The organism is Synechococcus sp. CBW1006, from assembly GCF_015840525.1.
Classification (GTDB): Bacteria; Cyanobacteriota; Cyanobacteriia; order PCC-6307; family Cyanobiaceae; genus CBW1002.
Window position 1 is genome coordinate 2,311,062 of the sequence record NZ_CP060396.1, and the last position, 12,759, is coordinate 2,323,820.

Sequence of the window (12,759 nt, forward strand, 5' to 3'; positions counted from 1 at the left end):
AGGCTCTGCCAAATTTCCTTGGTTCAGGGTTTGGGTCACCGGTTCGGTTGGTTGGGCACGTTCGCGATCCTGACCCAGGGCCTTGCCTCCGGTCTTCTTCCCTGCTGGGCTGCCGCCCCGATCGACACGTCTGCAACGGATTCCCTCCTGACCCTCAGCCGGCAGCAGGCCCTGGAGCTGGGGCTGGGACGGTCGTTGAGCCTGCGCAGTCAGGTGATCACGGTGGAGGAAAATCAGGCCCTGGTTGGGCTGGCCCGCTCCCGTTTTCTGCCCAAGCTCGACCTGGTCGCCCTCGGGACCTTTGCCCAGGTCAACACCAACATCGGCTTCATTTCCAACCTGCCCACCATCGGTGATCTGAATCTCAACCTCGGCACCGACAGTTCAGCGCTGATCAACAACACATTTGTGAATCTGGGGCTGATCCTGCGGGTGCCCCTGCTCGATTTCAGCCGCAGCCCGATCCAGCAGGCCGCCAGGGCCGATCTGGAGGCCGCCCGGTCCGAGCAGGCGGAACAGCAACGTGTCGCTCGCTTCGAGATCCTCAGCCGCTACCTCTCGGCCCAGGTAACCGCTGCCCAGATTCCCGTGTGGGAAAGCTCCCTGACCGTGTCCCAGAGGTTGCTGCGCGACGTGAACGCGATCCGGCGCGAAGGTCTGGCGCCCCGCATCGACACGTTTCAGGCCGAAGCCCTGATCCAGTCCGACCTGCAGGGGCTTGCGGAAGCCCAGGCCCAGCACACGATTGCCCTGAGCGCCCTGGCCCGGCTTCTGAATCTGCCGGCCGCAACCCGGATTCAGCCCAGCGACCCGCTGCAGCCCGACCCAGCCTGGCAACCCACCCTGGACGAGAGCCTGCGGCAAGCCCTGGCCCAGCGGCCGGCCCTGGAAAGCCTGCAACACCGGCGTCAGGCGCAGGAGGCCAAGGTGGAGCTGGCCCGGGCCGGCCGATTACCGACCGTGGGACTGCTTCTGGGTGGAGGCATCAGCGGAGATTGGCTGGACATCCCCGGCGCGAGCGCCACCTCCAGCCTCAACAGTGGCCGTGGCAGTAGCCGTAGCAATGGCCGTGGCCTTGGGGTCAACCTGCCGACCGCCACCACCAGCGGCAGCGCCTCGGGCAGCTTCACCGACTGGGGCGCCGCCATCACCGTGCGCCAGCCCCTCTACGACGGCGGCCAGAGCCGCGACACGATCTCCCTGGCCCGCCGCCAGCTCGCCCAGGCCGAGATCGCCATCGAGCAGGCCCAGCAGGCGATCATCCAGAGCGTGGAAACCTGGTACGCCACCCACCAGGCCGCAGGTGCCCAGTCCGTTGCGGCCCGAGCAGCGATCACCGCTGGCCAGCGGTCCGTGGATGATGCACTGCTGCGCTACCGGGCCGGTCTGGCCCCGATCACGGAGGTGTTGATCGCGCAGCGGAACCTGCAGCTGGCCCGCTCCGCCGAGGCGACCGCCATCTACCGGCGGAATCTGAGCCGGGCTGCCCTGGAACTGGAGACCGGCCTCTGAGGCAGGCTGATCAGGGCCTGTCCCTAACCGAACCGCAGCAGGTCGGGCCCCGCCAGCTCTGGGCGTTCCCCCCGCAGCAGCGGCTCGAGACAGGCGCGGATCCGCTCGGCGGAGGGCGGGCAGCCGGGCAGAAAGACATCCACCGGGATCACCTCGTGCAGCGGCAACACCCGCTCCAGCAGCTCCGGCACGATGCCGGGGGCATGGGGATGCTGGGCTCCCCGGTCGGCCAGCTCCAGGTAGCCGCGATCCAGCACGCTCTGGCGGCTGCCGCCATCCACCTCGGCCCAGAGGTTGCGCAACGCCGGCACGTTGCCGGTCACCGCGCAGTCGCCGAAGGAGATCACCAGGCGGGTGCGCTGGCGCAGCTGCAGGGCCAGCTCGAGATTGTCGGCATTGGCCACGGCCCCCTCCACCAGACAGACATCCACCTGCTCGGGATAGGTCTTGATGTCGCTGGCCACCGGCGAGAACACGATGTCCACGTGCCTGGCGAGTTCGAACAGCCACTCGTCAAGATCGAGAAACGACATGTGGCAGCCGCTGCAGCCGGCCAGCCACACGGTGGCGAATCGCAACTTGGGGGCGGTCACTGGTTCTGCCACTGGCGCTTCTCCCTGGCATCGCGCAGCAGCTGGGGCCGCTCCCGGTGCGTCTGCTTCTCGGCGGTGGTGTCGTCCTTCCGGAAGATGGCGCCGGTGGGACAGGCATCCACGCACTTGCCGCAGGAGGTGCAGGCCTGCACCTCACCCCAGGGCTCATCCAGGCCGGCGATGATCGTGCACTCGCGGCCCCGGTTGGCCACGTCCCACACGTGGGCGCCCTCGATCTCATCGCACACCCGCATGCAGCGGGTGCAGAGGATGCAGCGGTGGTGGTCGATCGCGAAGTGGGGGTGGGAGGCGTCCACCCGGCGCTGGGGGTATTGATACGGGAAGCGGGAGTGATCCATGCCCACGGCCACCGCCACGTCCTGCAGCTCGCAGTTGCCGTTGGCCACGCAGAAGGCGCAAACGTGGTTGCCCTCGGCGAAGAACAGCTCCACCGCCATGCGCCGGTAGGCCTGCAGCTGGGGCGTCTGGGTGAGCACCGCCATGCCTTCGCCGGCGGCGGTGGCACAGGCCGGCTGCAGCTTGCCGCTGCCCTCAAGCTCCACCAGGCAGAGGCGGCAGGCGCCCACCGGGGTGAGGCCATCGAGATGGCAGAGGGTTGGGAGCTCGGCGCCAGCGGCGCGCACCGCATCGAGCAGCGTGGCCCCATCGGGTACGGCCACCTCTTCGCCATCCACCGTGAGGGTGTGCACGCTCATCGGGTCCCCTCCTTGAGCAGGCAGGCATCGAAGGGTTCGCACTGGTCCGGATCCCGGCAGGCCGCCTGATACTCCTGGCGGAAGTAGCGCAGGGTGCTGAGCACCGGGTTGGGCGCCGCCTGGCCGAGACCGCAGAGGCTGGTGGCGCCCACCATCCTGCAGAGCTCCTCGAGGCGCTCCAGGTCGACCAGGGACGCCCGCCGCTCCACGAAGAGATCCAGCATCTGGGCCAGCTGCACGGTGCCGGCACGGCAGGGCACGCACTTGCCGCAGCTCTCGTTGACGCTGAAGCGCATGAAGTGGCGGGCCACCTCCGGCATCGAGGTGCTTTCGCCCATCACCACCAGGCCGCCCGAGCCCATCATCGAGCCGAGGGCCCGCAGGCTCTCGTAATCCACCGGCGTGTCGAGGAGGTGGGCAGGAATGCAGCCACCGGAAGGACCGCCGGTCTGCACCGCTTTGACCCCCTTGTCTGGACCTTCCCCACCGGGCACGCCGCCGCCGATGGTCTGCACCACCGTGCGCAGCGTGGTGCCCATCGGCACTTCCACCAGGCCTGTGCGCTGCACGGCACCGGAGAGGGCGAACACCTTCGTGCCCTTGCTCCCCTCGGTGCCGATGGCCGCGTACCAGTCGCCCCCCTCCCGCAGGATCACCGGAATCGAGGCCAGGGTCTCCACGTTGTTGATCAGGGTCGGGGCACCCCACAGGCCCGACTGGGCGGGGAAGGGGGGGCGCGGCCGGGGCGTGCCGCGCTGACCCTGGATCGAGGCCAGCAGTGCCGTTTCCTCCCCGCACACGTAGGCGCCGGCACCGACCCGTACCTCCAGCCGCAGATGGAAGCCGCTGCCAGCGATGCCAGCCCCCAGCAGCCCCTTGGCGCGGGCCTGCCTGAGGGCCAGGCGCAGGCGCTCGACCGCCAGCGGATATTCAGCTCGCACATACACATAGCCCTGCTCGGCGCCCACGGCGTAGGCGGCGATCGCCAGCCCCTCGATCAGCCGATGGGGATCGCTCTCCAGCACGCTGCGATCCATGAAGGCGCCGGGGTCGCCCTCATCGGCGTTGCACACCACATAGCGGGGGCCAGGCGGCTGCAGGGCCACGGTGTCCCACTTCAGGCCGGTGGGATAGCCGGCACCGCCGCGGCCGCGCAGACCGCTGCGCTTCACCTGCTCGCGCACCTGCTCGGGGCTGAAGTCCAGCAGCACCCGTCGCAGCTGGGCGTAGGTGCCGTGGTTGAGGGCATCGTCGATCGATTCGGGATCGACCACACCGCAGCCCTCCAGCACCACCGACTTCTGCAGGGCGAAGAAGGGATGGTCGGAGTCGAGGCGCTGGGCTGCCAGGGCATCACCCCTGCCGGTGGCCCGGGCCAGCAGGTCGAAGGCCTGCTCGGGCCTGAGCTCGGCATAGAGCTCGGTGCGGCAGGCCGGTTCCGCGCCGCTCGGCTCGGGACGGTCCAGGGCCACCAGGGGGCCGCGGCCGCAGAGCCGCAGGCAGCCCACCGGCTTGATCGACACCGCCTCGGCGGCGCCGCCGAGCTGGTCGCGGGCGGAAAGCAGGGCCGCCCGCACGGCCTCGGCACCGGCGGACCGGCAGCCGCTGGCGCCGCAGCAGCGCAGTTGCATCCGGGGAGAGGAAGCCATCAGCGTGCCCCGGTTCCACTGCCGTCTGCCCTGCCGTCTGCCCTGGCATCGGCGCCGGAAACGTCGTCTGCCGAGAGCCCCAGGGCGCCCAGGCGTGCATCCAGGGCCGCCGGATCGTCCACCGGCAGGCGGGCCTCCAGGTGGCCATCCACCACCAGCACGGGCGCCTGGCCGCAAGCCCCCAGGCAGCTGACGTGTTCCAGGGCCCAGGTGCCGTTGCCGGCAGCATCATCGAGCCGAAGCCCCAGCCGCCGCTCCAGCCGTGCCGCCAGCTCCCCACCTCCCTTGACGAAGCAGGCGGTGCCCAGGCACACGGCGCAGCGGTGTGCGGTGGGGGCCTCGAGCCGGAACAGGTGGTAGAAGCTCGCCACCCCGAACACCCGGGCCAGGGGCAGCTTCAGCTCCCGCGCCACCTGGGCCAGGGCCCCCGGCGGCAGATAGCCGTAGAGCTCCTGCACCTGGTGCAGCACCTCGATCAGGGCATCGGAGCGGCCACGGTGCTGACGAATCAGCCGCGAGGTGCGCTCCACCGCCTCGGCAGGGAGAACCGCCTTGGGGAGCAGATCCGCCCGGCGGAGCGCTGATGGTGGCGCGGAGAGCGGCGCGGTCATGGGCTGACGCGACAGGCGCGGTCTTGCCACCGGCCTAGCCAGCGCCGGCACGGCTGTCAGCGAATGTGGTGGAAGTCTGGCCTGGAGGCCGTCAGCGATGGGCGCCACGGGACTGGTGATCGATCCGGCCTTCCGGCTGCACGAGACGGGCAGCGGCCACCCCGAGAGCCCGCGGCGGCTGGAGGCGATCGAAACCGAACTGCAGCGCCGCGGCCTGCGGCAGCGCTGCCAGCTGATCCGGGCCCGGCCCGCCACGGACCTGGAGCTTCAGCGTTGCCACACGGTCCGCTATCTGGAGACGGTGCGCCGCGATGTGGCTTACGACGCCAGGCAACTCTCCACCGGCGACACCACCATCTGTGACGCGTCGGAAGATGTGGCCAGGCTGGCGGCCGGCGGCACCCTGGCAGCGGTGGAGGCGGTGCTCAGCGGCCAGGTGAACCACGCCTTCGCCCTGGTGCGCCCCCCTGGTCACCATGCCGAGGCCGATCGGGGCATGGGGTTCTGCATCTTCAACAACGTGGCCCTGGGCGCCCGCCATGCCCAGGTGGTGCATGGCCTGGAGCGGGTGCTGATCATCGACTGGGACCTGCACCACGGCAACGGCACCCAGGCGATCTTCTGGCGCGATTCCAGCGTGCTCTTCGCCAGCGTGCATGAATGGGGCAACTACCCCGGCAGCGGCGCCGCCACGGAACGGGGGGAGGGTCCGGGCCTGGGCTTCACCCTCAACTGCCCCCTGCCCGGCGGCAGTGACGGCCCGGCGGTGCTCACGGCCCTGACCGCCGTGCTGCGGCCCGCCGCCGAGCGGTTCCGGCCCCAGTTGGTGCTGGTGTCGGCCGGCTTCGACAGCCACCGGGACGATCCCCTGGGCAGCTTCCGGCTCGAGGACAGCGACTATGGCGCCCTCACCCAGCTCTGCCTGGACATCGCCAGCGAACACGCCGATGGCCGGCTGGTGTCCGTGCTGGAGGGGGGCTACGCGCTGCAGGGCCTGGCGGGCGGCGCCGCCGCTCACGTTGAGACCCTGCTGGCGAGCGGATCAGCGCCGACCGGATCAGGGCCAGCCTGATCAGCGTCGACCAGATCAACCGGCACCGCATCACCGGGAAGCGATGCAGTGGCCAGATCGATCCAGGCCTCCATCACCTCGGGGGTGGAGCGCAGGCTGAACCCGAGCTTGCTGCACACCCGTTGCATGGCGCCGTTCTCGTGCAGGATCTCGGCCGTCACCCGGTCGACACCTTCATCGCGGCCGCTGCGCAGCAGCTGGGCCAGCAGCTCGGTTCCCAGACCCTGCCTCTGATACGGGTCGCTGATCAGCATCGAGAACTCGGCGTCATTGGAGCCATGCATCCGGCTGAGCCGCCCCACCGCCAGAACCCGGTGCTCGCCGGAATCGGGGTCGCGCCGGTCCACCACCAGGGCCAGCTCCCGGTCGTAGTCGGTGAAGCAGATGCGCAGCAGCCGCTCGTGGGTGATGCGGTGGCTCAGCGACATCATGTGGAAGTAGCGGTAGTAGACGCTCTCTTCCGAAAGGGTGCGGTGGAAGGCCACCAGCAGGGGTTCGTCCTCGGGCCGGATCGGGCGGATGGTCACCGGACTGCCGTCCTGCAGACGCCAGTGGTGCACGTACTGGCTGGGGTACGGGCGAATGGCCGGTCGGGGCAGGGGACAGGTGGCGCCCGCCACTGGCTGGATCAGAATGCGCGCATCAACAGCCACCAGGGGCCGCACCGGGTCGCCGGGCCGCACCAGCAGCGGATTGATGTCGATCTCGCGGATGGCGGGCTGCTCCAGTACCAGTTGGCTGAGCCGCACCAACAGCCGCTCCAGCTCCTCCAGATCGGCTTGCGGGCCGCCGCGCACCCCCTGCAGGGCGCGGTAGACGCGGGTCTGCTCCATCAACCGCCGCGCCAGGGTGGTGTTCAAAGGCGGCAGAGCCACGGCGCTGTCGCGGTACACCTCCACCAGGGTTCCGCCGCTGCCGAACAGGATCACCGGCCCGAACTGGGGATCGAGACTGCTGCCCACGATCAGCTCCAGGCCCCCCTGCCGCTGCAGCATCGGCTGCACCGACACCCCATCGAAAGCTTCCGGCCCGCACTGTTCCGGGATCCGGCTGGCCATGGCGGTGAAGGCCGCCTCCACCGCCTCGCCGCTGGCGAGATCCAGCCACACACCACCCACATCGCTCTTGTGGGTGATGGTGCGGCTGTTGAGCTTCAGCACCACGGGGAAGCCGATGGCCTCGGCGGCGGCGCGGGCCTCGCTGGCGCTGCGGGCCAGGCGGGTGTCCAGCACCGGAATGCCGTAGCCCGCCAGCACCTGCTTGGCCTCCGTCTCGCTCAGCAGCTCACGGCCCTCATCCAGGGCTCGCTCCAGCACGCGGCGACCGGCGGCATGGTCGTCCGGCGCTCTTGCGCCGGCACCCTCATCGGCCTCAGGCAGCAGGGCGGGGGTCTCGTACAGACCGCGCAGGTTGTAGCTGAAGGTCCAGAGGGCGATGAACAGACGGGCCGCGGCGTCGGGGTAGGAGTTGGTGGCGATCCCGGCGGCATTGAGAATCGCCACCCCACGGGCCACCTCGTCGCCCCCCATCCAGCTGGCCAGCAGGGGCTTGCTGCTGGCCTCGGCCAGCTGCCGCAGGCGCTGGGCCGTGGTGGTGGGATCGGTCATCGCCTGGGGTGTGAGGATCACCAGCAGGCCATCGCTGCCGGGATCGGCCAGGGCGATCTCGATGGTGCGGGCGTAGCGCTCCGGATCGGCATCGCCGAGGATGTCAATGGGGTTGCCATGGCTCCATTGGGCCGGCAACACCGCATCGAGGGCAGTGAGGCTCTCGTTCGAGAGCTGGGCCAGCTGGCCGCCGCTGAGCACCAGGGCATCGGTGGCGAGCACCCCCGGGCCGCCGGCATTGGTGACGATCGCCAGGCGCCGGCCGCTGGGGCGTCGGGGCTGTTTGGCCAGCACACCGGCCAGGTCGAACAGGTCCGAGAGGCGATCCACCCGCAGCACGCCGCAGCGCCGCAGCGCTGCCTCCAGCACCACGTCGCTGCCCGCCAGGGCCCCGGTGTGGGAGGCCGCCGCCCGCGCCGCCTCGGCACTGCGCCCGCCCTTGATCAGCACGATCGGTTTGGTCAGCGCCACCTCGCGCGCAGCCGAGAGGAAGGCGCGGGCATCGCCGATCGCCTCCATGTAGATCACGATGCTGCGCGTGGCGGGATCGTCACCCAGATAGGTGATCAGATCGCCCCAGCCCACATCCAGCATCGAGCCCATCGACACGAAGGCGCTGAAGCCCACCCCCTGCTGATGGCTCCAGTCGAGCACCGCGGTGCAGATCGCCCCGGACTGGCTCAGGAAGCCCACATGGCCTGGCGCCGCCATGCCGGAGGCGAAGGTGGCATTGAGCCCCAGGCGGGGGTTCATCAGCCCCAGGCAGTTGGGGCCGAGCAGCCGCAACCCGGAGCCGCGCAGCGTCTCGCGCAGCTGGTTCTCCAGCGCCAGCCCTGCGGGCCCCACCTCCCGGAAGCCCGCGGAGATCACAATCACCGCCTTCACCCCGGCGGCGGCGCACTCCGCCAGCCGCTGGGGCACGGTGGCGGCCGGCGTGGCGATCAGGGCCAGATCCACCGGCTCGGGGATCTCCGCCACGCTGGCGCTGCAGCGCACTCCCAGCACGCTGTGGCGCCGCGGATTGACCGGATAGACCGTGCCGCCGAAGGGCGAGCGGATCAGGTTCCAGAGCAGGGTGCGGCCCACGCTGCCGGGCCGCTCGCTGGCACCGATCACCGCCACGCAGCCGGGCCTGAACAGGGCCCCGAGCGGCTGCCTCTCGCTGCGCAGGATGTCGTAGGTGGGGTCGGTGCTTCTGCCCTGGCCATGGCCGGGGGGGCGGCCCACTGGGTCGGTCATGGCAGGCGCTCGCGATGGTGCGGCTCTGTCATCCAGCCGACAGCAGGTTCCCCGCCGTCCATCACAGCCGAATTCTGCCCGTCAACATCGGGCTCCTGCAGCTGGAAAGTGAGTTGATCCAGATCGATGCGATGGGGCTCCAGGCGGGCCTGACAACCCGCGAGCAGATCGGCGGCCTGCTCGGTGCCGAGGCCGCCGAAGAGCTCCGTTCCGCGAGGCCCGTCGCGGGCCACCAGCGGCCCGCGGCCGCAGAGTCTCAGGCAGCCCACCGCTCGGATCAGCACGGCGGCCTCACCGGCTTCGCCGTTGGCGCGGGCCGCAAGCAAGGCCCTGCGCAGCCGTTCACTGCCGGCGCTGCGGCAGCTGCTGGCACTGCAGCAGCGCAGCACGACGGGCTCACGGCTCATGGCGTTCCCCCCGCTGGGCATCGCCGCTGGAACGTTCGGGCACGACGGGCAGGCGGCTGATCCCTGCGTCTGCTTTAGCCAGGTCAGCCGCCGCTGTCAGCGAGCCGCTCTCAGGTTTCGTTGCCGCCGAACATGTCGTCGTACCCCTGGTAGGGATCGAACTCGTTCCATCCCGGGCTGGCTTCGTCGAACAGGCCGAAGCGAGCGGCTTCGTCGTCCATCAGGGTGTTGCCGGTGGGCCGGGTGTCGCAGGTGATGCCGCCATCGGCATCCTGCACACAGTTCTGGAACACCACGCCGGCCTGGCCCGCACCCGCGCCGATCAGGGCGAGGGCGGCGGCAGGGGCAAGCCCCCGGATCAGTACCCGCAGAGACAGAGCTCGCAGAGGCTGTTCACCCAAAGAGAGAACGCGCAGGGACAGCCTGTCCATCGGAAGCTCGAACGGGACGGATGTCATCAGTGTGGAATGGCGCAGACCGGCTGGGATGATGGCCAGGCGTTGATCCCACCGGACATGTACACCGACTGGACAGCCGTGGCCCTGCTGCTGCTCACCGCAGCTCCTCTGGCGATCGTGGTGGGCACGGCCGGCTTCTTCATCTGGAAGCAGAAGCGTTCGTCACAACGGTGATGTGGTCCGAAAGCCCCCGTGACAGCGGGCCGCTCCAGGACCCTTCGATCAGCCTCCGCAGCGTGTTGCCCTGTTCTGTGGTCCTGAGCTGGCCCTGCCCGAGGCAGTCGAGACAGGTGCGGAACTGTTGATCGCCGTGGCGCAGGATGCCGCTGCCGCCGCATTGGCGGCATTGGGTTGACATGCTGCTGTAGCCCTTGCCACTGGCCATCACAGCCGTGCTGGCTTCGGCATCGGCTCCGATGGCTGCATGGGGTCTTGGGCTTTGCATCTCCGGTCCTCGTCGATTCGGTGGCGGCGGAGCAGAGCTGCAGAGCCAGCCGCCGAGATGCTTCAACTGTGGGCGATTTTGGTTGTTCTGATCCCGAAACCTTCCTTAAGAGTTTGCTGAAAAACCAACCCACGAGCCAGTTTTCCACAGGCATCAGTGGATTTCCGGCTCAAAAAGACGGATCGGCGGCTATCAGAGCCGCAAACAGCCCGATTTCGGCATCGTTGGCCTCTCTGCAAGGCATTGGTTGAGGCCTATTGGGCACACCTCTGGACAACGGGCTGTTCATGCCGCCTCCATCGCGGGCTTGAGCAGGTTGCCCAGGCGGATCAGGTTGTAGGCGATCACATGCAGGCCAAACACGGCGCCGACCTTCTCGGTACCGCGCAGTTTGAACTGGCGCAGCCCTCCGAACGCCTTGATCCAACCAAACACCTTTTCGATCCCCCGGCGGGCGTTGATCGATTTGGAGTAGCCCACGTGACGGGTGGTGCGGCCATCAATGGCTGAGCCACCGCTGCGGGCCGTGTTCTGGGCCACGTGGGGCGTGACACCGATCCGCCGCATCTCAGCGACAAACCCTTTGGTGTCGTAGTTCTTGTCGGCGCCGACGGTCTTCTGGTGGGCACCGGTGAGGTCTGCTGCCATCTCTTTGGCGGCATCCCGCTCACCGGTGCCCGTGGCCTGGGTGACGCGGCAATCGACGATCAGGTCGTGGCGGTTGTCCATGAGGACATGGCCCCGATAGCTCAGCTGCGCTGGATGGGCATTCGATTTCCGGGCCAGCCGTGCCTCAGGATCGGTGCTGGAGCGGTGGGTCTCGTTGCTGAGCTTGATGCCGCGAAAGTCCCCTTTGGCGCGCTTCTTTCCCTCTTTGGGAGCACCGAATCCTTCGCCAGGACCTGTGGGCGGAGGCGGAGGATCCTCCTGGCCATCGATCCGCTCCAAGGAAGCGTGTGACGCCCAGGCCTGGAGCAACGTGCCGTCCACCGAAAAGTGCTCGTCACTGAGCAGCGGTTTGACCTCGGGTGCTCCCATCAGCTTCTCCAGGAACAGCCCCATGACGTCGTCAGTGAGGAGCCGATCACGATTCTTGGTGAATGTGGTCGGATGCCAGATCGCATCGTCAGGGCTCAAGCCCACAAACCAGCGGAACAGCAGGTTGTAGTGGACCTGCTCCAGCAGCAGCCTCTCGGAGCGGATGCCGTAGAACGCCTGCAACAACGAGGCCAGCAGCAGCTGCTCTGGCGGCACCGATGGTCTCCCTTCTGAGGCATACAACCTGCAGAAGGTGGGATTGAGTCGATCGAGGGCCTGATCCGCCAGCTTGCGAATCCGCCTGAGTGGATGGCTGGTCGGGATCCGCTCCTCGATCGAGACGTAGGAGAACAAGGAGCCGCTGCGCTCCTGCTGACCTCGCATCAAACCTGGGGCAGTTGCCCTATTTTCGCAGAGGCGGCGGGGTTTTTCAGCAAACTCTTAAGGTCTGAGGCCAGGTCATCGGCACGCGGCTCCTGCCTGCTCAGCTGACGCAACAGCTCACTGAGCAACTCGGCGCTGCTGATCCGGCTGCCATCCGGTACCAGCCCCAGGCTCGCGGCCAGGAGCCCGATCGCCGCCGGCCCATCAAGACCCTGCTGACGCAGGCCCGCCGCTCCCTCGGCTCCCTCCCGTTTGCTCAGCCGCCGGCCCTGCCCGTCGCGCCAGAGCGGCAGATGGCAGTAGCGGGGTGGCGTGGCCCCCAGTTCAGCCATCACCGCCACCTGGGCACCACTGGCCCAGCGAAGGTCCTCGCCCCGCACCACATCGGTGACGCCGAACAGCAGCTCATCCACGGCCGTGGCGAGGTGATAGGCCACGAAACCATCGGAGCGCCGCAGCACCACATCCCCCACCTCGGTGGCAGCATCCAGCCGGCCGGGAGCCCCACGGCGCTCCGGCCACAGCAGCGCCCCCTCCGCCAGCCGCAACCGCCAGCTGGGCAGCCGCTCCTGGAGGAAGCCCCATTGGGGCAGCCGCTCCCTGCAGTACCCCGGATACACCGCCGGCTGGCCATGGGGCGCGGAGATGTCCGCCAGCAGACGGCGGCTGCAGCGGCAGGGGTAGAGACGCCCGGCCCGGCGCAGGGCTGAGAGCACGCTGGCGTAGAGGCCGCGGCGTTCGCTCTGGCGAATCACCGGCCCGTCCCAGTCCAGCTCCAGCCAGCGAAGATCAGCCAGGATCCCGTCTTCAGCTCCGGCTCGGTTGCGCGGCGTGTCGAGATCGTCGAGTCGCAGCAACCATTCCCCGCCGGCCAGGCGGGCATCGAGCCAGCTCAGCAGAGCCGTGCGCAGATTGCCCCGGTGCAGTGGGCCGGTGGGCGAGGGGGCGTAACGACCGCGGTAGCGGCTGCGCGAACGCAGCTCCATCCCCTGCTCGAGCTGCGCCTGCAGATGGCGGGGCAACGCAAG

General features: G+C 69.1%; 12 protein-coding genes. 3 read left to right on the forward strand and 9 right to left on the reverse strand.

The annotated features are described in order from the left end of the window. Nucleotides 1–51: 51 nt before the first annotated feature. The gene (locus H8F26_RS11140; RefSeq protein ID WP_231605146.1) at nt 52–1,512 is read left to right on the forward strand and encodes a TolC family protein; all 1,461 of its coding nucleotides are present in this window, start codon (nt 52–54) and stop codon (nt 1,510–1,512) included. 23 nt (nt 1,513–1,535) lie between these two features. On the opposite strand, the gene H8F26_RS11145 is transcribed toward H8F26_RS11140, so the two are convergent. Genes H8F26_RS11145 through H8F26_RS11160 form a run of 4 tightly spaced genes read right to left on the reverse strand, consistent with a single transcriptional unit; the run spans nt 1,536 to nt 5,081 of the window. After that, a complete protein-coding gene (locus H8F26_RS11145; protein WP_197159153.1) occupies nt 1,536–2,045 on the reverse strand; it encodes an oxidoreductase in 510 nt (169 codons plus the stop codon). A gap of 56 nt (nt 2,046–2,101) precedes the next feature. Next, a complete protein-coding gene (gene hoxU, locus H8F26_RS11150) occupies nt 2,102–2,821 on the reverse strand; it encodes a bidirectional hydrogenase complex protein HoxU (protein ID WP_197153992.1) in 720 nt (239 codons plus the stop codon). Beyond that, nucleotides 2,818–4,470: a NuoF family protein gene (locus H8F26_RS11155; protein ID WP_197153993.1), complete on the reverse strand. Its 1,653-nt coding sequence runs from the start codon at nt 4,468–4,470 to the stop codon at nt 2,818–2,820. The genes hoxU and H8F26_RS11155 overlap by 4 nt, the downstream gene beginning before the upstream one ends. Continuing rightward, nucleotides 4,470–5,081, reverse strand: coding sequence for an NAD(P)H-dependent oxidoreductase subunit E (locus H8F26_RS11160; protein WP_197159154.1), 612 nt, complete (start codon nt 5,079–5,081; stop codon nt 4,470–4,472). The genes H8F26_RS11155 and H8F26_RS11160 overlap by 1 nt, the downstream gene beginning before the upstream one ends. 97 nt (nt 5,082–5,178) lie before the next feature. Between H8F26_RS11160 and H8F26_RS11165 the strand changes: the two genes are divergently transcribed. After that, on the forward strand, nt 5,179–6,153 hold the full coding sequence (locus H8F26_RS11165; protein ID WP_197153994.1) for a histone deacetylase: 975 nt from the start codon (nt 5,179–5,181) through the stop codon (nt 6,151–6,153). Here H8F26_RS11165 and H8F26_RS11170 read toward each other — a convergent pair. From H8F26_RS11170 to H8F26_RS11180, 3 genes are all read right to left on the reverse strand, one after another. After that, nucleotides 6,096–8,999: a GNAT family N-acetyltransferase gene (locus tag H8F26_RS11170; RefSeq protein WP_197153995.1), complete on the reverse strand. Its 2,904-nt coding sequence runs from the start codon at nt 8,997–8,999 to the stop codon at nt 6,096–6,098. The genes H8F26_RS11165 and H8F26_RS11170 overlap by 58 nt on opposite strands. Continuing rightward, on the reverse strand, nt 8,996–9,406 hold the full coding sequence (locus H8F26_RS11175) for a hypothetical protein (RefSeq protein ID WP_197153996.1): 411 nt from the start codon (nt 9,404–9,406) through the stop codon (nt 8,996–8,998). The genes H8F26_RS11170 and H8F26_RS11175 overlap by 4 nt, the downstream gene beginning before the upstream one ends. Nucleotides 9,407–9,516: 110 nt before the next feature. Further along, complete coding sequence (locus tag H8F26_RS11180) at nt 9,517–9,837, reverse strand: lactate dehydrogenase (RefSeq protein ID WP_231597771.1); 321 nt, start codon at nt 9,835–9,837, stop codon at nt 9,517–9,519. Nucleotides 9,838–9,873: 36 nt separating this feature from the next. On the opposite strand from H8F26_RS11180, the gene H8F26_RS11185 reads away from it, so the two are divergent. Next, nucleotides 9,874–10,038: a hypothetical protein gene (locus tag H8F26_RS11185; protein WP_197159363.1), complete on the forward strand. Its 165-nt coding sequence runs from the start codon at nt 9,874–9,876 to the stop codon at nt 10,036–10,038. Nucleotides 10,039–10,594: 556 nt separating this feature from the next. On the opposite strand, the gene H8F26_RS11190 is transcribed toward H8F26_RS11185, so the two are convergent. Further along, nucleotides 10,595–11,731 carry an IS5 family transposase gene (locus H8F26_RS11190; RefSeq protein ID WP_197153730.1) on the reverse strand — a complete coding sequence of 379 codons (1,137 nt, stop codon included), beginning with the start codon at nt 11,729–11,731 and terminating at the stop codon, nt 10,595–10,597. Then, on the reverse strand, nt 11,731–12,717 hold the full coding sequence (gene gluQRS / locus H8F26_RS11195) for a tRNA glutamyl-Q(34) synthetase GluQRS (protein WP_197159156.1): 987 nt from the start codon (nt 12,715–12,717) through the stop codon (nt 11,731–11,733). The genes H8F26_RS11190 and gluQRS overlap by 1 nt, the downstream gene beginning before the upstream one ends. Between the last annotated feature and the right edge of the window lie 42 nt (nt 12,718–12,759).